The following is a 25,017-nucleotide window of genomic DNA, read 5'->3' as shown; positions in this document are numbered from 1 at the left end:
CTTACTCAGCACTGCTGCTGAAATCGAGATCTTGGCCTGGCTGAAGGGAGATAACTGCCTTCTTCCAGTCATTACGCTTGCCCAGACCGCGAGCAGTGCGCTTGGTCTTACCCAGAACATTCAGGGTAGTGACACGCTCTACTTTCACGCTGAACAGGCTTTCGACGGCCTTCTTGATTTCCAGCTTGGTTGCATCAGTAGCAACCTTGAAAACGAACTGACCTTTTTTGTCTGCCAGAACCGTAGCCTTCTCGGAAACGTGCGGGCCAAGCAGAACTTTAAATACGCGTTCCTGGTTCATCCCAGCAGCTCCTCGAATTTCTTCACGGCCGACACAGTGATCAACACTTTGTCGTATGCGATCAGACTAACTGGATCGGAACCTTGAACATCACGCACATCAACGTGCGGCAGGTTGCGAGCAGCCAGGTACAGGTTCTGATCAACAGCGTCCGACACGATCAAAACGTCGGTCAGGCTCATGTCGTTCAGCTTGCCCAGCAGATCTTTGGTTTTCGGCGATTCAACAGCGAAATCCTGAACTACGACCAGACGATCAGTACGCACCAGCTCAGCAAGAATGGAGCGCAGTGCTGCGCGATACATCTTCTTGTTCAGCTTTTGCGAGTGATCCTGAGGACGCGCTGCGAATGTGGTACCGCCGCCGCGCCAGATCGGGCTACGGATAGTACCGGCACGAGCACGGCCAGTACCCTTTTGACGCCAAGGGCGCTTACCGCCACCGGATACGTCAGAACGGGTCTTTTGCTGCTTGCTACCTTGACGACCGCCAGCCATGTAGGCCACGACCGCTTGGTGAACCAGCGTCTCGTTGAACTCGCCGCCAAATGTCAGTTCGGAAACTTCGATCGCTTGAGCGTCATTTACATTTAATTGCATGTCAGCTTCCCCTTAACCGCGAGCCTTGGCTGCTGGACGTACAACCACATTGCCGCCAGTAGCGCCAGGAACAGCACCTTTGACCAACAACAGATTGCGTTCAGCGTCCACGCGCACTACTTCCAGGGACTGCACGGTCACGCGCTCAGCGCCCATATGACCGGACATTTTTTTGCCCTTGAATACACGACCAGGAGTCTGGCACTGGCCGATAGAGCCTGGGACGCGGTGGGACACGGAGTTACCGTGAGTATTATCTTGGCCACGGAAATTGTGGCGCTTGATCGTACCCTGGAAACCTTTACCTTTGGACTGACCGGTAACATCTACCATCTGGCCAGCGGCGAAGATTTCTGCATTGATCAGATCGCCTGCCTTGTATTCGCCTTCTTCAAGACGGAATTCCAGGACGGTACGACCCGCGGCAACGTTCGCTTTAGCGAAGTGACCTGCCTGAGCAGCAGTCACACGGGAAGCGCGACGCTCGCCGACAGTGACTTGCACTGCACGATAGCCATCGACTTCTTCGGTTTTGAACTGGGTGACGCGATTCGGCTCGATCTCAATGACCGTAACCGGAATGGAGACACCTTCTTCGGTGAAAATACGGGTCATACCGCATTTACGACCGACTACACCAATAGTCATGTTGTAAACCTCATGAGTGTACGGGGCTTTCACCCGCTATGGCCGCCCATTTCAGAGCGTTACACGACTAAGACCCAAGTCTTAGCCGAGGCTGATCTGCACTTCCACACCTGCCGCAAGGTCAAGCTTCATCAGCGCATCAACGGTTTTATCCGTTGGCTGGACGATGTCCAGAACACGCTTATGAGTGCGGATCTCGTACTGGTCACGCGCGTCTTTGTTGACGTGCGGGGAGACCAGAACGGTGAACCGCTCTTTACGGGTTGGCAATGGAATTGGACCACGCACTTGAGCACCAGTACGTTTCGCGGTTTCCACGATTTCCTGGGTTGATTGGTCGATCAGGCGATGGTCAAAAGCCTTCAACCTGATACGGATTTGCTGATTTTGCATTGGATTTCAGACTCCAGGCTACGTCCCACCGAGCGCAATACGCCCGTTTAAAGGAGGCGCAATTCTATAGACGAGCTAACAGGGTGTCAACCCAATAAAAAAGCCCCCGCAAGCGGGGGCTCTTTTTGAAGATCAACGCTTACGCGATGATTTTGGCTACGACGCCAGCGCCGACGGTACGACCGCCTTCACGGATAGCGAAACGCAGACCGTCTTCCATTGCGATTGGCTTGATCAGGGTAACGGAAACTTTCACGTTATCACCTGGCATAACCATCTCAACGCCTTCCGGCAGTTCGCAGCTACCAGTAACGTCGGTAGTACGGAAATAGAACTGTGGACGGTAGCCTTTGAAGAACGGAGTGTGACGACCGCCTTCTTCCTTGCTCAGCACGTAGATTTCAGCTTCGAACTGAGTGTGCGGCTTGACAGTGCCTGGCTTGACCAGAACCTGGCCACGCTCAACGTCGTCACGCTTGGTGCCGCGCAGCAGAACGCCGCAGTTCTCGCCAGCACGACCTTCGTCGAGCAGCTTACGGAACATTTCAACACCGGTGCAGGTAGTGACAGTAGTGTCACGCAGACCAACGATTTCCAGTGGATCCTGAACCTTGACGATACCGCGCTCAACACGACCAGTCACAACAGTACCGCGACCAGAGATCGAGAATACGTCTTCGATTGGCATCAGGAACGGCTTGTCAACAGCACGCTCTGGCTGAGGAATGTAGCTGTCCAGAGTTTCAACCAACTTCTTGACGGCAGTGGTGCCCATCTCGTTGTCGTCTTTGCCTTCCAACGCCATACGGGCAGAGCCGATGATGATTGGAGTGTCGTCGCCCGGGAAGTCGTAAGTGCTCAGCAGATCGCGCACTTCCATCTCAACCAGTTCCAGCAGCTCAGCGTCGTCTACCAGGTCAGCCTTGTTCAGGAAGACCACGATGTACGGAACGCCAACCTGACGAGACAGCAGGATGTGCTCACGAGTTTGTGGCATCGGACCATCGGCAGCCGAACAGACCAGGATAGCGCCGTCCATCTGGGCAGCACCAGTGATCATGTTCTTCACATAGTCAGCGTGACCTGGGCAGTCAACGTGAGCGTAGTGACGCGTTGCCGAGTTGTACTCAACGTGCGCGGTGTTGATGGTGATACCACGAGCTTTTTCTTCTGGTGCGCTGTCGATCTTGTCGAAGTCAACACGAGCCGAACCGAAAACTTCGGAGCAAACACGGGTCAGAGCAGCGGTCAGTGTGGTTTTACCGTGGTCAACGTGACCAATGGTGCCAACGTTGACGTGCGGAAGGGAACGATCAAATTTTTCTTTAGCCACGACAAATAACTCCTAGCCTAAAGGCGCTGAATCAGCCTTGTTTTTTGGTTACAGTTTCGACGATGTGCGACGGAGCTGTATTGTATTTTTTGAATTCCATAGAGTAGCTTGCGCGACCTTGGGACATGGAGCGAACGTCGGTCGCATAACCGAACATCTCACCCAACGGAACCTCGGCGCGAATTACCTTGCCGGAAACCGTATCTTCCATACCCAGGATCATGCCGCGACGACGGTTAAGGTCGCCCATCACGTCACCCATATAGTCTTCAGGCGTAACAACCTCTACAGCCATGATCGGCTCAAGCAACTCACCGCCGCCCTTCTGGGCCAGCTGCTTTGTCGCCATGGATGCAGCCACCTTAAACGCCATCTCGTTCGAGTCGACGTCGTGGTAAGAACCATCAAACACGGTAGCCTTCAGGCCGATCAGCGGATAGCCGGCAACGACGCCGTTCTTCATCTGCTCTTCGATACCCTTCTGGATAGCCGGGATGTATTCCTTAGGAACAACACCACCCACCACTTCGTTCACGAATTGCAGACCTTCCTGACCTTCGTCAGCAGGGGCAAAACGGATCCAGCAGTGGCCGAACTGACCACGACCGCCGGACTGACGAACGAACTTGCCTTCGATTTCACAGTTCTTCGTGATGCGCTCACGATACGAAACCTGAGGCTTACCGATGTTGGCTTCGACGTTGAACTCACGGCGCATCCGGTCAACCAGGATGTCCAGGTGCAACTCGCCCATGCCAGAGATGATCGTTTGACCCGTCTCTTCATCAGTTTTAACGCGGAAAGAAGGGTCTTCCTGAGCAAGTTTGCCCAGTGCGATACCCATTTTTTCCTGGTCATCCTTAGTCTTAGGCTCTACGGCAACCGAAATAACCGGCTCCGGGAAGTCCATCCGAACCAGAATGATTGGCTTGTCAGCGTTGCACAAGGTTTCACCAGTGGTGACGTCCTTCATGCCGATCAAGGCCGCGATGTCACCAGCGCGTACTTCCTTGATCTCCTCACGGGCGTTTGCGTGCATTTGCACCATACGACCCACGCGCTCTTTCTTGCCCTTAACGGAGTTGATCACGCCGTCGCCGGAGGCCAGTACGCCCGAGTACACACGGACGAACGTCAGGGTACCCACGAATGGGTCGGTAGCAATCTTGAACGCCAGGGCCGAGAACGGCTCGTTATCGTCCGCATGACGCTCCATTTCTTCTTCCTCGTTATCAGGGTTGGAACCCTTGATAGCAGGAATGTCGACTGGAGCCGGCAGGTAGTCGATCACGGCGTCGAGAACCAGGGGAACACCCTTGTTCTTGAAGGAAGAACCGCAAACAGCAAGAACGATCTCACCAGCAATAGTACGCTGACGCAGAGCAGCCTTGATCTCCTCGTTGGTGAGTTCTTCACCCTCGAGGTATTTGTTCATCAGCTCTTCGCTGGCTTCAGCCGCAGCCTCAACCATGTTGCTGCGCCACTCATCAGCCAGCTCCTGCAATTCAGCAGGAATAGGCTTGCGTACAGGGACCATACCTTTATCGGCATCGTTCCAGTAGACCGCTTCCATGGACATCAGATCGATCTGACCCTGGAAATTGTCTTCGGAGCCAATTGCCAACTGGATCGGCACTGGAGTGTGACCCAGACGCTGCTTGATCTGCGCGATAACGCGTAGGAAGTTGGCACCAGCACGGTCCATCTTGTTCACGTAAACGATACGCGGAACACCGTACTTATTGGCCTGACGCCATACGGTTTCGGACTGAGGCTCAACCCCTGAAGTACCACAGAACACCACAACCGCGCCGTCGAGTACACGCAGGGAACGCTCAACTTCAATGGTGAAGTCTACGTGGCCCGGCGTGTCAATGACGTTGAAGCGGTATTGGTCTTTGTGCTGCTTCTCGGAACCCTGCCAAAAGGCAGTAATAGCAGCAGAAGTAATGGTAATACCACGCTCCTGCTCCTGAACCATCCAGTCGGTGGTCGCGGCGCCGTCATGCACCTCGCCCATCTTGTGGCTTTTACCGGTGTAAAAAAGGACGCGCTCGGTGGTGGTGGTTTTACCAGCATCCACGTGAGCAACGATACCAATGTTACGGTAACGGTTGATCGGTGTAGTACGAGCCATAAAGCCCTCGCAAAATTAGTGACGCTGAAATTAGAAGCGGTAGTGCGAGAAAGCCTTGTTGGCTTCAGCCATACGGTGCACGTCTTCACGCTTCTTGACCGCAGCACCTTTACCTTCGGCGGCGTCCAACAATTCGCCGGCCAAACGCAGAGCCATAGACTTCTCACCGCGCTTGCGCGCGAAGTCTACCAGCCAACGCATTGCCAGAGCATTACGACGGGACGGACGAACTTCGACCGGAACCTGGTAAGTAGCACCGCCTACACGGCGCGACTTCACTTCGACCAGCGGAGCGATGGCGTCGAGAGCTTTCTCGAAGATTTCCAGGGGATCGCTGTTCTTGCGTTCTTTAACCTTTTCCAGCGCGCCATAAACGATACGCTCGGCAACGGCTTTCTTGCCGCTTTCCATAACGTGGTTCATGAACTTGGCCAGAATCTGGCTGCCGTATTTTGGATCGTCAAGCACTTCGCGCTTGGCTGCTACGCGTCTTCTTGGCATGGATAAGCCCTCAAACGGTCTTCAGGTTCGCTCGGAATCAGCACCTACTGGCGCCTCCGACCTTACTCTTATCGACTCAGAAAATAAGATGATTCAGTTTTTACAAAAAGCCACTACTACTTAGGCTTCTTGGTACCGTACTTCGAACGACCCTGGTTACGACCTTTAACACCGGAAGTATCCAACGAACCGCGAACGGTGTGATAACGAACACCTGGCAAGTCTTTTACACGGCCGCCGCGAATCAGTACGACGCTGTGCTCTTGCAGGTTGTGGCCTTCACCACCGATGTACGAGGAAACCTCGAAACCGTTGGTCAGACGCACACGGCAGACCTTACGCAATGCCGAGTTAGGTTTCTTCGGCGTAGTTGTGTACACACGAGTGCACACACCACGACGCTGCGGGCAGTTCTGCAGCGCAGGCACGTCGGATTTCTCGACGATACGCTTACGCGGCTGACGTACCAGCTGGTTGATAGTTGCCATCTACTAGCTCCACTGTTGTCTTGCGACGCTATTGTCTTACAAGAAAAGCAAAATGGCAGGACAAGCGTCCCGCCAGATTTAGGGGTACAAGAGTCTAAAGAGGATCCCGCCCCCAGTCAAGGCAAAGCCCCGATGTCAACAGCCAGTGGCCACCCGTCGAAACCGGGTGAGCCAAATGACCATTAGAACCGGGGCCCTACTCTCAATTAGTGCTTGAGTTCAACGCTTCGGTCAGCGCGGCTTCAACTTCGCTCGCGCTCACACGCATCGGCTTATCAGCCTCACGACGACGCTTACGCTCGCTGTGATATGCCAAGCCGGTACCTGCCGGGATCAAACGACCCACGACCACGTTTTCTTTCAGGCCGCGCAAGTAATCGCGCTTGCCGGTAACCGCCGCTTCGGTCAGTACTCGTGTGGTCTCCTGGAAGGAGGCCGCCGAAATGAACGACTCGGTGGACAGCGAGGCCTTGGTGATACCCAGCAACACACGAGTGAATTTGGAAACAAATTTCTCGTCTGCTGCCAATCGCTCGTTTTCAACCAGTACGTGCGTCAACTCCATCTGGTCGCCCTTGATGAAGCTGGAATCACCCGACTCAGCGATCTCAACTTTACGCAGCATCTGACGAAGGATCGTCTCGATATGCTTGTCGTTGATCTTCACGCCTTGCAGGCGATAAACGTCTTGAATCTCGTTGACGATGTATTTCGCCAGCGCGCTAACACCCAGCAGACGCAGGATGTCGTGCGGATCGCTAGGGCCGTCGGAGATAACCTCACCACGGCTAACTTGCTCACCTTCGAAGACGTTCAAGTGACGCCACTTCGGAATCAGCTCTTCATACGGATCAGTACCGTCGTTTGGTGTAATCACCAGACGGCGCTTACCTTTAGTCTCTTTACCGAACGCGATCGTACCGCTGACCTCAGCCAGAATCGATGCTTCTTTCGGGCGACGCGCTTCGAACAAGTCGGCAACGCGCGGCAGACCACCGGTGATGTCACGGGTCTTGGAGGTTTCTTGCGGGATACGGGCAATAACGTCACCCACACCTACCTGCACACCATCCGCAACACCGACGAGGGCGTTCGCTGGCAGGAAGTACTGAGCCGGTACGTCTGTACCTGGCAGCAGCAGATCCTTGCCATCGACCCCAACCATCTTGACCGCAGGACGAATGTCTTTGCCTGCTGCCGGACGGTCTTTCGCATCCAGTACTTCGATGTTGGTCAAACCGGTCAGCTCGTCGGTTTGGCGCTTGATCGTAATACCTTCTTCCATGCCCACATACGTCACGGTACCTTTCATCTCGGTGACGATTGGGTGAGTGTGCGGATCCCACTTGGCCACGATGGCACCAGCGTCGACCTTGTCACCTTCCTTCACAAGAATTACGGCGCCGTACGGGAGCTTGTAACGCTCGCGCTCACGACCGAATTCATCGGCGATTGCCAGCTCACCCGAACGCGAAACCGCGACCAGATGGCCGTCGAGACGCTCGACGTGCTTCAGGTTATGCAAACGAACGATACCGCCGTTCTTGACCTGTACGCTGTCCGCTGCAGAAGTACGGCTTGCCGCACCGCCGATGTGGAATGTACGCATGGTCAGCTGTGTACCTGGCTCACCGATCGACTGGGCTGCAATAACGCCGACAGCTTCACCGATGTTCACCTGGTGACCACGAGCCAGATCACGGCCGTAGCACTTGGCGCAAATGCCGTAGCGGGTCTCACAGCTGATTGGCGAACGTACGATCACCTCATCGATGCTGTTCAGCTCAATGAACTCGACCCACTTCTCGTCTACCAGCGTACCGCCTGGAACAATGACGTCTTCGGTGCCAGGCTTGAATACGTCACGGGCGATTACTCGACCCAATACGCGCTCACCCAACGGCTCTACGACATCACCGCCTTCGATGTGCGGAGTCATGACCAGGCCATGCTCAGTACCGCAATCCACCTCGGTCACAACCAGATCCTGCGCCACGTCTACAAGACGACGAGTCAGGTAACCGGAGTTGGCGGTTTTCAACGCGGTGTCAGCCAGACCTTTACGAGCACCGTGAGTAGAGATGAAGTACTGAAGTACGCTCAAACCTTCACGGAAGTTCGCAGTAATCGGCGTTTCGATGATCGAGCCGTCAGGCTTGGCCATCAGACCACGCATACCTGCCAGTTGGCGAATCTGTGCTGCGGAACCCCGCGCACCAGAGTCGGCCATCATGTACATCGAGTTGAAGGATTCCTGGTCAACGGTCTCGCCGTGACGGTCGACAACCTTCTCTTTCGAGAGGTTCGACATCATCGCCTTGGAAACTTCATCGTTGGCCTTGGACCAGAGGTCGATCACCTTGTTGTACTTCTCGCCCTGAGTAACCAGGCCGGAGGCGTACTGACTTTCGATCTCTTTCACTTCGTCGGTTGCGGCGTCGATGATGCGAGCTTTTTCATCAGGGATAACGAAGTCGTTAACGCCGATGGAAACACCCGAGATCGTCGAATAGGCGAAACCGGTGTACATCAACTGGTCAGCGAAGATAACGGTCTCTTTTAGGCCAACCACGCGATAGCATTGGTTGATCAGTTTGGAGATCGCTTTTTTCTTCATCGGCTGGTTGACGACGTCATATGACAGGCCGGCCGGAACCACTTGGAACAGCAGCGCACGGCCGACGGTTGTGTCGACAATACGAGTGTTCTTGACGCTGCCACCATCACGGTCATTGACCGTTTCGTTGATGCGTACTTTTACTTTTGCATGCAGTGCGGCTTCGCCGGCACGGAATACACGGTCAACTTCCTGCAGATCCGCGAACACACGGCCTTCGCCTTTGGCGTTGATCGCTTCACGGGTCATGTAGTACAGACCCAGTACAACGTCCTGCGAAGGAACGATGATTGGCTCACCGTTAGCTGGCGACAGGATATTGTTGGTCGACATCATCAGCGCACGGGCTTCGAGCTGGGCTTCCAGCGTCAACGGCACGTGAACGGCCATCTGGTCACCGTCGAAGTCGGCGTTGTATGCCGCACAGACCAGCGGGTGCAGCTGGATCGCCTTACCTTCGATGAGAACCGGCTCAAACGCCTGGATACCCAGACGGTGGAGTGTAGGTGCCCGGTTCAGGAGCACTGGGTGTTCGCGAATGACTTCGGCGAGAACGTCCCATACTTCCGGCAGCTCGCGCTCGACCATTTTCTTGGCAGCTTTGATGGTGGTAGCGAGACCACGCATTTCGAGCTTGCCGAAAATGAACGGTTTGAACAGCTCAAGTGCCATCTTCTTCGGCAAACCGCACTGATGCAGACGCAGCGTCGGACCTACGGTAATTACCGAACGGCCAGAGTAGTCAACACGCTTACCGAGCAAGTTCTGACGGAAACGACCCTGCTTACCCTTGATCATGTCAGCCAGGGATTTCAGAGGACGCTTGTTCGAACCTGTAATAGCGCGACCGCGACGACCGTTATCGAGCAATGCATCCACAGCTTCCTGCAGCATGCGCTTTTCGTTGCGCACGATGATGTCAGGAGCTGACAGATCCAGCAGGCGCTTCAAGCGGTTATTACGGTTGATCACCCGACGATAGAGATCGTTGAGGTCGGAGGTCGCGAAACGACCACCATCCAGTGGGACCAGTGGACGCAGATCTGGCGGCAGAACCGGCAGAACGGTCAACACCATCCACTCTGGAAGGTTGCCGGAACCCTGGAAGGCTTCCATCAACTTCAGACGCTTGGACAGCTTCTTGATTTTGGTTTCCGAGTTGGTCTGCGGAATCTCTTCGCGCAGACGGCCAATCTCGTGCTCCAAATCAATGGCGTGCAGCAGCTCGCGGACAGCCTCGGCACCCATGCGGGCGTCGAAGTCATCACCGAACTCTTCGAGGGCTTCGAAGTATTGCTCGTCGTTCAGCAGTTGGCCTTTTTCGAGCGTGGTCATGCCCGGGTCGATAACGACGTAGCTCTCGAAGTAGAGAACGCGCTCGATATCACGAAGGGTCATGTCCATCAGCAAACCGATACGGGAAGGCAGCGATTTGAGGAACCAGATGTGAGCAACCGGCGACGCCAGCTCGATGTGAGCCATACGCTCACGACGGACTTTGGCCAGTGCGACTTCAACGCCACACTTCTCGCAGATGACGCCACGATGCTTCAAGCGCTTGTACTTACCGCACAGGCACTCGTAATCCTTGACCGGGCCAAAGATCTTGGCGCAGAACAGGCCGTCACGCTCAGGTTTGAACGTACGGTAGTTGATGGTTTCCGGCTTTTTAACTTCACCGAACGACCACGAACGGATCATCTCAGGCGATGCCAATCCGATACGGATGGCGTCGAACTCTTCGACTTGACCCTGGTTTTTCAGCAAATTCAGTAGGTCTTTCAAGGCCTTTCCTCCTGGCGGAGCAGAGGGCGGTCATACTGACCCACCCTCGATTCGCGTCACGTGTTATTCGGTTTCCAGATCGATATCGATACCGAGCGAACGGATTTCTTTGATCAACACGTTGAAGGACTCGGGCATGCCCGGCTCCATACGGTGATCGCCGTCCACGATGTTCTTGTACATCTTGGTACGGCCGTTCACGTCGTCCGACTTCACTGTGAGCATTTCTTGCAGAGTGTACGCCGCGCCATATGCTTCCAGCGCCCAGACCTCCATCTCCCCGAAACGCTGACCACCGAACTGAGCCTTACCACCCAGCGGCTGCTGAGTAACGAGGCTGTACGAACCAGTGGAACGCGCGTGCATCTTGTCGTCCACCAAGTGGTTCAGCTTCAGCATATACATGTAGCCAACGGTGACCGGACGCTCAAACTTGTTACCGGTACGGCCGTCGAATAGCTGCATCTGGCCGCTGTCCGGCATGTCCGCCAAGCGGAGCATCGCCTTGATCTCGGATTCCTTGGCACCGTCGAATACCGGGGTAGCCATTGGAACGCCGCCACGCAGGTTTTTAGCCAGGTCCAGAATTTCCTGATCAGACAGGTCATCAAGACTTTCCTGGCGGCCGCCAATCTCGTTGTAGATCTCGTTCAGGAACTTGCGCAGCTCAACAACTTTACGCTGCTCTTCGAGCATGCGGTTGATCTTCTCGCCCAAGCCTTTAGCCGCGAGGCCCAGGTGAGTTTCGAGAATCTGACCGACGTTCATACGCGACGGTACACCCAACGGGTTGAGGACGATATCCACCGGCGTGCCGTTGGCATCGTGCGGCATGTCTTCAACCGGCATGATCACGGAGACCACACCCTTGTTACCATGACGACCGGCCATCTTGTCGCCCGGCTGGATGCGGCGGCGAATGGCAAGGTAGACCTTGACGATCTTGAGCACGCCCGGCGCAAGGTCATCGCCCTGCTGCAGCTTGCGCTTCTTGTCTTCAAACTTGTCATCAAGCAGACGGCGACGGTCAACGATATACGCCTGGGCCTTCTCGAGTTGCTCGTTCAGCGCATCTTCAACCATGCGCAGCTTGAACCACTGACCATGTTCCAGACCATCCAGAACTTCGTTAGTGATTTCCTGGCCTTTTTTCAGGCCAGCACCACCTTCGGCGGTACGACCTACCAGAGCAGAACGCAGACGCTCGAAGGTTGCGCCTTCAACGATGCGGAACTCTTCATTCAAGTCCTTGCGGATCTCGTCAAGCTGGCTCTTCTCGATCGACAGCGCACGAGCATCGCGCTCAACGCCATCACGCGTGAAGACCTGGACGTCGATGACGGTGCCTTTGGTACCTGTAGGTACGCGCAGGGAGGTATCTTTAACGTCACTGGCTTTTTCACCGAAGATTGCGCGCAGCAGCTTCTCTTCCGGAGTCAGCTGGGTCTCGCCTTTCGGAGTGACCTTACCTACCAGAATGTCTCCAGCGCCTACTTCAGCACCTACATAAACGATACCGGCTTCATCAAGCTTGTTCAGTGCTGCTTCACCCACGTTAGGGATGTCAGCAGTGATCTCTTCAGGACCCAGCTTGGTGTCACGCGCCACACAGGTCAGTTCCTGAATGTGGATTGTGGTGAAGCGATCTTCTTGAACAACACGCTCGGACAGGCAAATGGAGTCTTCGAAGTTGAAGCCGTTCCATGCCATGAACGCGATGCGCATGTTCTGACCCAGCGCCAGTTCACCCATATCGGTGGACGGGCCATCAGCCATGATATCGCTGCGCTGTACACGATCACCCTTGCTCACCAGCGGACGCTGGTTGATGCATGTGTTCTGGTTCGAGCGCGTGTATTTGGTCAGGTTGTAGATGTCGACACCGGCTTCGCCTGTCTCAACTTCGTCATCAGCAACGCGAACCACGATACGGCTAGCATCTACCGAATCGATCACGCCGCCACGACGGGCCACGACGCAAACGCCGGAGTCGCGCGCAACGTTGCGCTCCATGCCGGTACCAACAAGCGGCTTGTCAGCGCGCAATGTTGGAACAGCCTGGCGCTGCATGTTTGAACCCATCAACGCACGGTTGGCGTCGTCGTGCTCAAGGAACGGGATCAGCGATGCTGCAACCGAAACTACCTGCTTCGGCGAAACATCCATCAGGGTGACGTCTTCCGGCGCCTTGACGGTGAACTCGTTCAAGTGACGCACTGCTACCAGTTCGTCAATCAGCTGGCCTTTATCGTTCATGGCAGCAGAAGCCTGCGCGATCACATGATCGGCTTCTTCAATCGCTGACAAGAAAACAATCTCGTCGGTAACCAGGCCTTCTTTCACTACACGGTACGGACTCTCAAGAAAGCCGTACTGATTGGTGCGAGCATAAGCAGCCAGGGAGTTGATCAGACCGATGTTCGGACCTTCCGGAGTTTCAATCGGGCATACACGACCGTAATGAGTCGGGTGTACGTCTCGAACTTCAAAGCCGGCACGCTCACGGGTCAAACCACCAGGGCCGAGTGCAGAGACACGACGCTTGTGAGTGATCTCGGACAGCGGGTTGTTCTGGTCCATGAACTGCGACAGCTGGCTGGAACCGAAGAACTCTTTCACCGCCGCAGCAACAGGCTTGGCGTTGATCAGATCCTGAGGCATCAGACCTTCGCTTTCCGCCATCGACAGGCGCTCTTTGACCGCACGCTCGACTCGTACCAGACCTACACGGAACTGGTTCTCGGCCATCTCGCCTACGCATCGAACGCGACGGTTACCGAGGTGGTCGATGTCATCGACGATGCCTTTACCGTTACGGATGTCTACCAGGGTTTTCAGCACGGCAACGATGTCGTCTTTGTGCAGGACACCGGAACCTTCGATCTCGGTACGGCCAATACGACGGTTGAACTTCATCCGACCTACAGCCGACAGATCGTAACGCTCCGGGCTGAAGAACAGGTTGTTGAACAGGGTCTCTGCAGCGTCCTTGGTAGGTGGCTCACCAGGACGCATCATCCGATAGATTTCGACCAGGGCTTCCAGCTGATTGCCTGTCGAGTCGATCTTCAGAGTGTCGGAAATGAACGGACCACAATCGATGTCGTTCGTGTACAGCGTCTCGATGCGAACAACCTGAGCTTTCGCAATTTTCGCGAGGATCTCGGTATTCAGCTCGGTATTGCACTCGGCAATGATCTCACCCGTTGCCGGATGCACGATGGCCTTGGCGCTAGTGCGGCCAATAACGTAGTCGAGCGGAACTTCAAGCGTCTTGATGTTCGCCTTTTCGAGCTGGTTGATGTGGCGAGCCGTAATACGACGGCCTTGCTCAACAATTACCTTGCCCTTGTCATCCAGGATGTCCAGGACGGCAATTTCGCCGCGCAGGCGCTGAGGCACCAACTCCAGGTTCAGGTTCTCGCCCTGAACATGGAATACGTTGGTGGTGTAGAAGGCATCAAGCACTTCCTCAGTGGTGTAACCCAGTGCACGGAGCAAAACCGATGCAGGGAGTTTGCGGCGACGGTCGATACGAACGAAGACACAGTCTTTCGGATCGAATTCGAAGTCCAGCCACGAGCCACGGTAAGGAATGATGCGAGCCGAATACAACAGCTTGCCGGAGCTGTGCGTTTTGCCGCGGTCGTGGTCGAAGAACACGCCCGGGGAACGGTGCAGCTGGGAAACAATTACTCGTTCGGTACCGTTGATAACGAAGGTACCGTTTTCGGTCATCAAGGGGATTTCACCCATGTAGACTTCTTGCTCTTTGATGTCCTTGATCGCTTTATTCGACGATTCTTTGTCGAAAATGATCAGACGTACTTTTACCCGCAACGGTACGGCGTAAGTCACACCGCGCAGCACGCATTCCTTGACATCAAAAGCCGGTTCGCCCAGACGATAGCCCACATACTCCAGAGCAGCATTGCCGGAGTAGCTGATGATCGGGAAAACAGATTTGAAGGCCGCATGCAGGCCCACGTCGCGGAACTGATCTTTAGTCGCTCCCGCTTGCAAGAATTCACGATACGAATCCAGCTGGATGGCCAGGAGGTAAGGCACATCCATGACGTCCGGCAACTTGCTAAAGTCCTTGCGGATACGTTTTTTCTCAGTATATGAGTAAGCCATCAGCGTTCCCCAGCTTGGTCACCTGCTTGTTTGGCTCCCCCCGACGGGAGCAGCCAGAAAAATCTTGCGAACCCCATGGTTCGCGCCACCGTCGAGGTGGGTAGATCACGTAATCAGCGCTAACCGAATCAGCTGCCAACAACGGAAAAAGGCCGGTGGCAGAAGCCACCAGCCATCAGCCTTTCGCTTAACGCTTGGGCTGGAAACGCAAAGTCGATGCTTACTTCAGCTCGACTTTAGCGCCTGCTTCTTCCAGGGTGGCCTTGGCCTTGTCAGCAGCGTCTTTAGCTACTGCTTCCAGGACCATTGCTGGCGCGCCGTCAACGACTGCCTTGGCTTCTTTCAGGCCCAGACCGGTCAGTTCACGAACTGCTTTAATGACGTTAACTTTCTTCTCGCCAGCTTCCAGCAGCATGACGTTGAATTCAGTTTGCTCTTCAACAACGGCAGCAGCAGCAGCTGGACCAGCGGAAGCAGCGGCAGCGCTGACACCGAATTTTTCTTCGAATGCTTTGATCAGCTCTACAACCTGCAGAACAGACATTTCAGCTACGGCGTTGAGGATATCGTCTTGAGAGATAGACATGACTCTAATTCCTGAATTGGGGGACGGCCTACGCGACCATCAAAATAAACAAATTACGCGAGAGGAAGTGCCAGCCCTTAGGCTGCGGCGGCTTCTTTCTGTTCGCGGACTGCCGCCAACGTACGAGCGAGCTTGCTGGTAGCGCCTTGAATCACGCTCATCAGCTGCGAAATCGCTTCGTTGCGGGTTGGCAGTGTTGCCAGTACGTCGATCTGATTAGCTGCGAGGTACTTGCCCTCAAACGCAGCTGCCTTGATCTCGAACTTGTCCTGACCTTTTGCGAACTCTTTGAACAAGCGGGCAGCAGCACCTGGATGTTCGTTGGAGAAAGCGATCAAGGTCGGGCCGGTGAACGCATCGTTGAGAACACTGTATTCAGTGTCAGCAACTGCGCGCTTGAGCAAGGTGTTACGCACAACACGTACGTACACGCCAGCTTCACGAGCCTCTTTACGGAGTCCGGTCATCGCGCCTACTGTCACACCGCGGGCATCAGCCACAACAGCAGACAGAGCGACTTTGGCAGCCTCGTTGACTTCAGCGACGATGGCCTTCTTGTCTTCGAGTTTAATTGCCACGGGTCTAACTCCTGCTTGTTACCGTTTCATCTGACCGAAGCCAAATGTCGTTTTGGTGTCTGATTCGGTAAGGAACCGGGAGCACCATCTGCGTAGGCTTTTGGTTTAAGGCTCGCGCCGCCTACGGTCTTGGATAGCCCCCGCCAGGCAGGGACCCCAATTTTTGCAATAGCGCAGTTACCCACGCCATGCCGGTCTTACGCGTCCAACGAACCTTGGTCAATGACCAGGCCTGGGCCCATAGTAGTGCTCAGTGTCACGCGCTTGACATAAATACCTTTAGAGGAAGCTGGCTTGATACGCTTAAGGTCAGCGATCAGCGCTTCAACGTTCTCACGCAGCTTGTCTGCTTCAAAGCCGACCTTGCCAACGGAAGTGTGGATAATGCCATTTTTGTCGGTGCGATAACGAACCTGACCAGCCTTCGCGTTTTTAACCGCAGTGGCGACGTCCGGAGTAACGGTACCGACCTTAGGGTTAGGCATCAGGCCGCGTGGACCGAGGATCTGACCCAACTGACCAACAACCCGCATTGCGTCCGGGGAAGCAATTACGACGTCATAGTTCAAGTCGCCGCCTTTCATTTCAGCAGCCAGGTCGTCCATACCAACACGATCAGCGCCGGCAGCCAGAGCAGCTTCAGCAGCTGGACCCTGAGTAAACACGGCTACACGAACGGTCTTGCCAGTGCCATGCGGCAGCACGGTAGCGCTACGTACGACCTGGTCGGATTTACGAGGATCGACACCGAGGTTCACAGCAACATCTACAGATTCGCTGAACTTCACTGTCGACAACTCTGCCAGCAGGGCAGCAGCGTCGTTGAAGTTATACGATTTGCCAGCTTCAACCTTGGAAGCGATAGCTTTTTGGCGCTTAGTCAGCTTAGCCATTACACACCCTCCACGTTAAGGCCCATGCTACGAGCGGAACCGGCGATGGTGCGCACGGCGGCGTCCATATCAGCAGCGGTCAAGTCGGCATTTTTTGCCTTGGCGATTTCTTCCAGCTGAGCACGGGTCACTGTGCCAACTTTTACGGTGTTCGGACGAGCCGAGCCGCTGGTCAGGCCAGCCGCTTTTTTCAGCAGTACCGAAGCCGGGGTGCTTTTGGTTTCAAAGGTGAAGCTGCGGTCACTGTAGACAGTGATGATCACAGGAGTCGGCAGACCTGGCTCAATACCCTGAGTACGGGCGTTGAACGCTTTGCAGAATTCCATGATGTTCACGCCGTGCTGACCCAGTGCAGGACCAACAGGTGGGCTCGGGTTAGCCTGAGCGGCTTTCACTTGAAGCTTGATGTAAGCGGTAATCTTCTTGGCCATGAGGCACTCCAATTACGGGTTCTAGCGCCTCGAAAGGCTCCCCGGTTACTTGCGCGTTTATCCCGGTGACGAAAAAACCCCACAGCCCAAGGCTGCGGGGTATGGGATTCTGAGCTCAGTTACGCCTTTTCGACCTGACTGAACTCCAACTCTACCGGGGTAGAGCGTCCGAAAATGAGCACCGCCACTTGGATCCGGCTCTTTTCATAGTTAACTTCTTCAACCGTGCCATTGAAATCAGCGAACGGACCGTCAGTCACGCGCACTACTTCGCCAGGCTCAAAAAGAGTCTTGGGCTTAGGCTTATCGCTACCATCGGCCACGCGACGCAGGATGGCTTCGGCTTCTTTGTCGGTAATCGGCGCAGGCTTGTCAGCTGTGCCACCGATAAAGCCCATAACACGAGGAGTGTCCTTGACCAAGTGCCAGGTACCCTCATTCATATCCATCTGGACAAGCACATAGCCAGGGAAGAACTTCCGCTCGCTCTTGCGCTTCTGGCCGTTACGCATCTCCACTACTTCTTCAGTGGGGACCAGAATCTCGCCGAAGCCATCTTCCATGCCTGCAAGCTTTACACGCTCAACCAGAGAGCGCATGACATGCTTCTCATAGCCTGAGTAGGCGTGCACTACGTACCAACGCTTAGCCACGGGACACCCTTAGCCGACAATCAAGGAAACAAGCCAGCCGAGCAGGGAATCTAAACCCCACAGCAGCAGCGCCATAACAAGAACAACAGCCACCACGATCAACGTGGTTTGGGTTGTCTCTTGACGCGTAGGCCACACGACTTTGCGAATCTCAGCGCGAGCTTCCTTGGCCAACACGAAAAAAGCCTTGCCCTTACCAGTCTGCAGCGCCACATAGGCAGCCACAGCGGCAATAACGAGCAAGGCGAGAACGCGATACAGGATTGGCTGCGCGGAGTAGTATTGATTTCCAACGACACCCACGACCACCAAAAGCACTACAACAAGCCACTTAACGAGATCAAAACGGGAGTCTTGGGCTTCAGCCTTTGGATTCATCTACTAAAATCCTGTGAAAAGAAAGCCAGATAACTTTTCGAAATCTGGCAGGTCAGGAGGGAATCGAACCCCCAACCTACGGTTTTGGAGACCGTCGCTCTGCCAATTGAGCTACTGACCTAAAAGCAAAATCAGGCCGCGTATTATGCGGACCCGACGGGAAGATTTCAACACCGCCTCGAAAACAGCCCTGAGGCTACGTCGCTGCGCTGTCGCGTCGCCGCTGTAGCAGCTATCTTGATGCAGCTGCACCGACGCTTAAAGCAAAGGCAGATACTTCTGTACCTGCCTTATTCATGGAGCTCTTGAGCGGATTTGAACCGCTGACCTCACCCTTACCAAGGGTGTGCTCTACCAACTGAGCTACAAGAGCAAAACACGCTGCACAACCAACAAAACCTGGAGCGGGTAGCGGGAATCGAACCCGCATCATCAGCTTGGAAGGCTGAGGTTCTACCACTAAACTATACCCGCTGAGCTTTGATGCTTACGCTCAAATTATGGTGGAGGGGGAAGGATTCGAACCTTCGAAGTCGTAGACGTCAGATTTACAGTCTGATCCCTTTGGCCGCTCGGGAACCCCTCCTAAGCGAGGCAGCATTCTATACCATGCCACCCTTCTGTCAACCTTTTTCTCAATAAAAACTTGAGGTTACAACGATTGACTTCACACTCTTCGCCGCGTTCTTTCGATCTGCACTGCGAAGCGGGCGCCATTCTATTCAAACTAATCTTCAGTTGCAATGCCTGCGCATGACATTATTTTAGTTTTTAGTCCCGGAAAATCAGAATGCAGATCTGCCAAGGCCGGGTCACTCACCAAGCGCTTGCTTTGGGCGAAATGCTGAGCCACAGATCATCAGTACGGACCTCAGTCCTCTTGCTACGACGAGCGTCGATGTCCAAACTTTTAAGGCGTCGCGCAATCAGGTGGGCCGCGCGCTCGTTGGCCATACCCCCTAAATACAGGCATGCTTGCTCGCCGCTTAGAGAACCTAAAGTTACTGCTTCCGGAACTGACTCGTTGAGCAGGCGGATTGACCCGCCATAGGAGCGATTGGTCAGCAGCGGCGCAAGTTCTTTCGGTTGCAGCGCCGCATCCCGATAGCGCCAAGCAACGTATAGAACATTTATCAAAACCAACATCAAAATGCCCAGGGCATATCTACCTCATCAACCCGCGCCAGGTGGCAATCGCTGCAGTTTGAGGACATGTATCCGACTAATCGCCGGCGAGTCGAAGGCTCACCTCTCCGCCGCTAAAGTGCTCCTCTCGTCCGTCTACCATCAAACGCAGAGCGCCATCGACCCCCACTCCCAGCACACGCCCCTCAATGGATTCAGCGCCTGTAGACAACGTGACCATCAATCCCTGCCAGAGGTGCTTGCTCTCCCAACCCTGTCTGTATGCGGTAAATCCATCGCGTTGATGCCCTGCCAGATATAAGCTGAGTTTGTGGCTAAGCGCGCAAATCACTTCATTGCGGTCTAAAACGCGACCCAGCTCCAGGGACATTGACGTCCAAGCCTGCCCCACGCCGTCGGACTCACGCATGTTGATGTTAAGGCCAATACCAATCACTACATGGCAGACATCGGCAGGATCCCCAGTAAGCTCTAACAGGACGCCTGCAAGCTTCTTGGGACCGACCAAAATGTCATTGGGCCATTTCAAGCCAGCGCTCGTGACACCGAGGTCCCGTACCGTGTCCACTACTGCAAGACCAACCAATAGACTCAGACCATCGAGTCGACGCATTCCTCCGTCCAGCCTGAGCGCAATGCTGTAATAGAGGTTCTGAGCGAAGGGACTCACCCACTGCCGACCCCGCCGACCTCTGCCGGCGGTCTGCTGCTCTGCTACCACCAGAGCAGGAAGCGTCTCCTGGGTCTGGAGTAGTCGCAATGCTTCCGCGTTAGTCGAGTCAATGATTACGTGAACCTTACATTTCCAACCAAGCCGCGCATGCTCGATATCAAGAGCACTGGCATCCAGCAGAGAGAGCGGCGACGCCAGACGATAACCACGACCCCGCACCTTATGAAATTCGATCCCCAATTCGTTCTGGATTTGCTGCAGCTTCTTCCAAACTGCGGTTCTGCTTACACCAAGTGCCAGCCCGAGATCCTCGCCAGAGTGAAATTCACCATCCCCTAGTAGCTTCAGCAGCGTTTGCATGGTTTCGACCGTGTGGGAGTAAGCAGCGCATGATAATCGCTTAGTCAGGCCAAACAAGGGTGCGTAAGACATCCGCAGGAAGCCCCGCCCCCTCCTGATGTCCCAACTCGCCTAATGGCTGGGCACTGGCACTGGCACTTAATCGCGCGCAAAAACAAAACCCCATCTGCGTAAGCAGATGGGGTTCTGGAATTTAATCTTGACGATGACCTACTCTCACATGGGGAAACCCCACACTACCATCGGCGATGCATCGTTTCACTGCTGAGTTCGGGATGGGATCAGGTGGTTCCAACGCTCTATGGTCGTCAAGAAATTCGGGTGCCGACTCGTCCTCTCGAACGCTTCGGCAAATCGGGTATGTGATCAGGTGTCTGTCTGTGTGGTCGCAAACTTTCGTCTTCATGCGTCTTCACACACCGCAATCTGCTGTCTGTCTGCAGATTGCTTGGGTGTTATATGGTCAAGCCTCACGGGCAATTAGTATTGGTTAGCTCAACGCCTCACAGCGCTTACACACCCAACCTATCAACGTCGTAGTCTTCGACGGCCCTTCAGGGAACTCAAGGTTCCAGTGAGATCTCATCTTGAGGCAAGTTTCCCGCTTAGATGCTTTCAGCGGTTATCTTTTCCGAACATAGCTACCCGGCAATGCCACTGGCGTGACAACCGGAACACCAGAGGTTCGTCCACTCCGGTCCTCTCGTACTAGGAGCAGCCCCTCTCAAATCTCAAACGTCCACGGCAGATAGGGACCGAACTGTCTCACGACGTTCTAAACCCAGCTCGCGTACCACTTTAAATGGCGAACAGCCATACCCTTGGGACCGGCTTCAGCCCCAGGATGTGATGAGCCGACATCGAGGTGCCAAACACCGCCGTCGATATGAACTCTTGGGCGGTATCAGCCTGTTATCCCCGGAGTACCTTTTATCCGTTGAGCGATGGCCCTTCCATACAGAACCACCGGATCACTAAGACCTACTTTCGTACCTGCTCGACGTGTCTGTCTCGCAGTCAAGCGCGCTTTTGCCTTTATACTCTACGACCGATTTCCGACCGGTCTGAGCGCACCTTCGTACTCCTCCGTTACTCTTTAGGAGGAGACCGCCCCAGTCAAACTACCCACCATACACTGTCCTCGATCCGGATAACGGACCTGAGTTAGAACCTCAAAGTTGCCAGGGTGGTATTTCAAGGTTGGCTCCACGCAGACTGGCGTCCACGCTTCAAAGCCTCCCACCTATCCTACACAAGCAAATTCAAAGTCCAGTGCAAAGCTATAGTAAAGGTTCACGGGGTCTTTCCGTCTAGCCGCGGATACACTGCATCTTCACAGCGATTTCAATTTCACTGAGTCTCGGGTGGAGACAGCGCCGCCATCGTTACGCCATTCGTGCAGGTCGGAACTTACCCGACAAGGAATTTCGCTACCTTAGGACCGTTATAGTTACGGCCGCCGTTTACCGGGGCTTCGATCAAGAGCTTCGCGTTAGCTAACCCCATCAATTAACCTTCCGGCACCGGGCAGGCGTCACACCCTATACGTCCACTTTCGTGTTTGCAGAGTGCTGTGTTTTTAATAAACAGTCGCAGCGGCCTGGTATCTTCGACCGGCATGAGCTTACGGAGCAAGTCCTTCACCCTCACCGGCGCACCTTCTCCCGAAGTTACGGTGCCATTTTGCCTAGTTCCTTCACCCGAGTTCTCTCAAGCGCCTTGGTATTCTCTACCCAACCACCTGTGTCGGTTTGGGGTACGGTTCCTGGTTACCTGAAGCTTAGAAGCTTTTCTTGGAAGCATGGCATCAACCACTTCGTGTTCTAAAAGAACACTCGTCATCAGCTCTCGGCCTTGAAACCCCGGATTTACCTAAGATTTCAGCCTACCACCTTAAACCTGGACAACCAACGCCAGGCTGGCCTAGCCTTCTCCGTCCCTCCATCGCAATAACCAGAAGTACAGGAATATTAACCTGTTTTCCATCGACTACGCTTTTCAGCCTCGCCTTAGGGACCGACTAACCCTGCGTCGATTAACGTTGCGCAGGAAACCTTGGTCTTTCGGCGTGGGTGTTTTTCACACCCATTGTCGTTACTCATGTCAGCATTCGCACTTCTGATACCTCCAGCAAGCTTCTCAACTCACCTTCACAGGCTTACAGAACGCTCCTCTACCGCATCACTTGCGTGATACCCGTAGCTTCGGTGCATGGTTTGAGCCCCGTTACATCTTCCGCGCAGGCCGACTCGACTAGTGAGCTATTACGCTTTCTTTAAAGGGTGGCTGCTTCTAAGCCAACCTCCTAGCTGTCTAAGCCTTCCCACATCGTTTCCCACTTAACCATGACTTTGGGACCTTAGCTGACGGTCTGGGTTGTTTCCCTTTTCACGACGGACGTTAGCACCCGCCGTGTGTCTCCCATGCTCGGCACTTGTAGGTATTCGGAGTTTGCATCGGTTTGGTAAGTCGGGATGACCCCCTAGCCGAAACAGTGCTCTACCCCCTACAGTGATACATGAGGCGCTACCTAAATAGCTTTCGAGGAGAACCAGCTATCTCCGAGCTTGATTAGCCTTTCACTCCGATCCACAGGTCATCCGCTAACTTTTCAACGGTAGTCGGTTCGGTCCTCCAGTCAGTGTTACCTAACCTTCAACCTGCCCATGGATAGATCGCCCGGTTTCGGGTCTATTCCCAGCGACTAGACGCCCTATTAAGACTCGCTTTCGCTACGCCTCCCCTATTCGGTTAAGCTCGCCACTGAAAATAAGTCGCTGACCCATTATACAAAAGGTACGCAGTCACCCAACAAAGTGGGCTCCCACTGCTTGTACGCATACGGTTTCAGGATCTATTTCACTCCGCTCTCCGCGGTTCTTTTCGCCTTTCCCTCACGGTACTGGTTCACTATCGGTCAGTCAGTAGTATTTAGCCTTGGAGGATGGTCCCCCCATGTTCAGACAAGGTTTCTCGTGCCCCGTCCTACTCGATTTCATTGACAAGAGATTTTCGCGTACAGGGCTATCACCCACTATGGCCGCACTTTCCAGAGCGTTCCGCTAATCTCAAATCAACTTAAGGGCTGGTCCCCGTTCGCTCGCCACTACTAAGGGAATCTCGGTTGATTTCTTTTCCTCAGGGTACTTAGATGTTTCAGTTCCCCTGGTTCGCTCCATACACCTATGTATTCAGTGTAAGGTAACTGTCTTATGACAGCTGGGTTCCCCCATTCAGACATCTCCGGATCACAGTCTGTTTGCGACTCCCCGAAGCTTTTCGCAGGCTACCACGTCTTTCATCGCCTCTGACTGCCAAGGCATCCACCGTATGCGCTTCTTCACTTGACCATATAACCCCAAGCAATCTGGTTATACTGTGAAGACGACATTCGCCGAAAGTTTGCATTTCACAAACTTTACCTTAGCCTGGACACGCACCAGTGAAAGAGGTGCCCAGTCTATATTTCAATCACATACCCAAATTTTTAAAGAACGATCTAATCAAAGACTAGAAATCAACACTCATCATCCATCGGATGGAGCGCTCATTTCTAAGCTTTCAGCAGTCAGAAGCAGTTATGGTGGAGCCAAACGGGATCGAACCGTTGACCTCCTGCGTGCAAGGCAGGCGCTCTCCCAGCTGAGCTATGGCCCCATAACAAAATTGGTGGGTCTGGGCAGATTCGAACTGCCGACCTCACCCTTATCAGGGGTGCGCTCTAACCAACTGAGCTACAGACCCAATTTCGAGCTTGTAACTGTTAGCGTGAGCTATCAGCTTGGAGCTTAAAGCTGCTTCTATCGTCTTCTTCAATGAATCAAGCAATTCGTGTGGGAACTTGCGAAGAAGCTGAGTCTTCGATTAAGGAGGTGATCCAGCCGCAGGTTCCCCTACGGCTACCTTGTTACGACTTCACCCCAGTCATGAATCACACCGTGGTAACCGTCCTCCCGAAGGTTAGACTAGCTACTTCTGGTGCAACCCACTCCCATGGTGTGACGGGCGGTGTGTACAAGGCCCGGGAACGTATTCACCGCGACATTCTGATTCGCGATTACTAGCGATTCCGACTTCACGCAGTCGAGTTGCAGACTGCGATCCGGACTACGATCGGTTTTCTGGGATTAGCTCCACCTCGCGGCTTGGCAACCCTCTGTACCGACCATTGTAGCACGTGTGTAGCCCAGGCCGTAAGGGCCATGATGACTTGACGTCATCCCCCACCTTCCTCCGGTTTGTCACCGGCAGTCTCCTTAGAGTGCCCACCATAACGTGCTGGTAACTAAGGACAAGGGTTGCGCTCGTTACGGGACTTAACCCAACATCTCACGACACGAGCTGACGACAGCCATGCAGCACCTGTCTCAATGTTCCCGA

The 25,017-nt window shown here is 54.3% G+C and carries 18 protein-coding genes, 6 tRNA genes and 3 rRNA genes; all 27 read right to left on the bottom strand.

Going from position 1 to position 25,017, the window contains the following annotated elements:
- Nucleotide 1 precedes the first annotated feature (1 nt).
- Nucleotides 2–301 (bottom strand): 50S ribosomal protein L23, encoded by a 300-nt coding sequence (gene rplW / locus LT42_RS20930; protein ID WP_008374165.1) that lies wholly within the window; start codon nt 299–301, stop codon nt 2–4.
- Nucleotides 298–900: a 50S ribosomal protein L4 gene (gene rplD, locus LT42_RS20925; RefSeq protein WP_037017717.1), complete on the bottom strand. Its 603-nt coding sequence runs from the start codon at nt 898–900 to the stop codon at nt 298–300. The genes rplW and rplD overlap by 4 nt, the downstream gene beginning before the upstream one ends.
- A 12-nt stretch (nt 901–912) precedes the next feature.
- The gene (gene rplC, locus LT42_RS20920; RefSeq protein WP_037017715.1) at nt 913–1,548 is read right to left on the bottom strand and encodes a 50S ribosomal protein L3; all 636 of its coding nucleotides are present in this window, start codon (nt 1,546–1,548) and stop codon (nt 913–915) included.
- Between the two features lie 81 nt (nt 1,549–1,629).
- Nucleotides 1,630–1,941 (bottom strand): 30S ribosomal protein S10, encoded by a 312-nt coding sequence (gene rpsJ, locus LT42_RS20915; protein ID WP_003186070.1) that lies wholly within the window; start codon nt 1,939–1,941, stop codon nt 1,630–1,632.
- Between the two features lie 139 nt (nt 1,942–2,080).
- Nucleotides 2,081–3,274, bottom strand: a complete 1,194-nt coding sequence (tuf, locus tag LT42_RS20910) for an elongation factor Tu (protein WP_037017712.1) — start codon at nt 3,272–3,274, stop codon at nt 2,081–2,083.
- 31 nt (nt 3,275–3,305) lie between these two features.
- Nucleotides 3,306–5,411 (bottom strand): elongation factor G, encoded by a 2,106-nt coding sequence (gene fusA / locus LT42_RS20905; RefSeq protein ID WP_037017711.1) that lies wholly within the window; start codon nt 5,409–5,411, stop codon nt 3,306–3,308.
- A gap of 30 nt (nt 5,412–5,441) precedes the next feature.
- Nucleotides 5,442–5,912, bottom strand: coding sequence for a 30S ribosomal protein S7 (gene rpsG / locus LT42_RS20900; RefSeq protein WP_002555493.1), 471 nt, complete (start codon nt 5,910–5,912; stop codon nt 5,442–5,444).
- A 116-nt stretch (nt 5,913–6,028) separates the two neighbouring features.
- Complete coding sequence (rpsL, locus tag LT42_RS20895) at nt 6,029–6,400, bottom strand: 30S ribosomal protein S12 (protein WP_002555494.1); 372 nt, start codon at nt 6,398–6,400, stop codon at nt 6,029–6,031.
- Between the two features lie 202 nt (nt 6,401–6,602).
- Complete coding sequence (rpoC, locus tag LT42_RS20890; protein ID WP_037017708.1) at nt 6,603–10,802, bottom strand: DNA-directed RNA polymerase subunit beta'; 4,200 nt, start codon at nt 10,800–10,802, stop codon at nt 6,603–6,605.
- Nucleotides 10,803–10,865: 63 nt separating this feature from the next.
- Nucleotides 10,866–14,939 carry a DNA-directed RNA polymerase subunit beta gene (gene rpoB, locus LT42_RS20885; RefSeq protein ID WP_037017706.1) on the bottom strand — a complete coding sequence of 1,358 codons (4,074 nt, stop codon included), beginning with the start codon at nt 14,937–14,939 and terminating at the stop codon, nt 10,866–10,868.
- 220 nt (nt 14,940–15,159) lie between these two features.
- Nucleotides 15,160–15,525, bottom strand: coding sequence for a 50S ribosomal protein L7/L12 (rplL, locus tag LT42_RS20880; RefSeq protein ID WP_019409897.1), 366 nt, complete (start codon nt 15,523–15,525; stop codon nt 15,160–15,162).
- 77 nt (nt 15,526–15,602) lie between these two features.
- Nucleotides 15,603–16,103: a 50S ribosomal protein L10 gene (gene rplJ / locus LT42_RS20875; RefSeq protein WP_037017701.1), complete on the bottom strand. Its 501-nt coding sequence runs from the start codon at nt 16,101–16,103 to the stop codon at nt 15,603–15,605.
- Between the two features lie 197 nt (nt 16,104–16,300).
- Nucleotides 16,301–16,996 (bottom strand): 50S ribosomal protein L1, encoded by a 696-nt coding sequence (gene rplA / locus LT42_RS20870; protein WP_037017698.1) that lies wholly within the window; start codon nt 16,994–16,996, stop codon nt 16,301–16,303.
- A complete protein-coding gene (rplK, locus tag LT42_RS20865) occupies nt 16,996–17,427 on the bottom strand; it encodes a 50S ribosomal protein L11 (protein ID WP_037017696.1) in 432 nt (143 codons plus the stop codon). The genes rplA and rplK overlap by 1 nt, the downstream gene beginning before the upstream one ends.
- 119 nt (nt 17,428–17,546) lie before the next feature.
- Nucleotides 17,547–18,080 carry a transcription termination/antitermination protein NusG gene (gene nusG, locus LT42_RS20860; RefSeq protein WP_003317113.1) on the bottom strand — a complete coding sequence of 178 codons (534 nt, stop codon included), beginning with the start codon at nt 18,078–18,080 and terminating at the stop codon, nt 17,547–17,549.
- A 9-nt stretch (nt 18,081–18,089) separates the two neighbouring features.
- Nucleotides 18,090–18,458 carry a preprotein translocase subunit SecE gene (secE, locus tag LT42_RS20855; RefSeq protein WP_037017694.1) on the bottom strand — a complete coding sequence of 123 codons (369 nt, stop codon included), beginning with the start codon at nt 18,456–18,458 and terminating at the stop codon, nt 18,090–18,092.
- 45 nt (nt 18,459–18,503) lie between these two features.
- Nucleotides 18,504–18,579, bottom strand: a tRNA-Trp gene (locus LT42_RS20850).
- Between the two features lie 176 nt (nt 18,580–18,755).
- Nucleotides 18,756–18,831, bottom strand: a tRNA-Thr gene (locus LT42_RS20845).
- A gap of 27 nt (nt 18,832–18,858) precedes the next feature.
- Nucleotides 18,859–18,932: transfer RNA gene (locus LT42_RS20840), tRNA-Gly, on the bottom strand.
- A gap of 27 nt (nt 18,933–18,959) precedes the next feature.
- Nucleotides 18,960–19,044 (bottom strand) — tRNA-Tyr (locus LT42_RS20835).
- 230 nt (nt 19,045–19,274) lie between these two features.
- On the bottom strand, nt 19,275–19,604 hold the full coding sequence (locus LT42_RS25800) for a hypothetical protein (RefSeq protein WP_152597718.1): 330 nt from the start codon (nt 19,602–19,604) through the stop codon (nt 19,275–19,277).
- 76 nt (nt 19,605–19,680) lie between these two features.
- A complete protein-coding gene (gene birA / locus LT42_RS20830; protein ID WP_037018507.1) occupies nt 19,681–20,637 on the bottom strand; it encodes a bifunctional biotin--[acetyl-CoA-carboxylase] ligase/biotin operon repressor BirA in 957 nt (318 codons plus the stop codon).
- A 197-nt stretch (nt 20,638–20,834) separates the two neighbouring features.
- A 5S ribosomal RNA gene (rrf, locus tag LT42_RS20825) occupies nt 20,835–20,950 on the bottom strand.
- A 146-nt stretch (nt 20,951–21,096) separates the two neighbouring features.
- Nucleotides 21,097–23,987, bottom strand: a 23S ribosomal RNA gene (locus LT42_RS20820).
- Nucleotides 23,988–24,218: 231 nt separating this feature from the next.
- Nucleotides 24,219–24,294: transfer RNA gene (locus tag LT42_RS20815), tRNA-Ala, on the bottom strand.
- Between the two features lie 10 nt (nt 24,295–24,304).
- A tRNA-Ile gene (locus tag LT42_RS20810) sits at nt 24,305–24,381 on the bottom strand.
- A gap of 121 nt (nt 24,382–24,502) precedes the next feature.
- Nucleotides 24,503–25,017 (bottom strand): 16S ribosomal RNA (locus LT42_RS20805); the annotation flags it as partial.

Origin of the sequence: Pseudomonas lutea (genome assembly GCF_000759445.1) — a bacterium.
Taxonomy (GTDB): Bacteria; Pseudomonadota; Gammaproteobacteria; order Pseudomonadales; family Pseudomonadaceae; genus Aquipseudomonas; species Aquipseudomonas lutea.
Note: the sequence above shows the minus strand (reverse complement) of the source record. Positions and strands in the feature narration are given on the sequence as shown.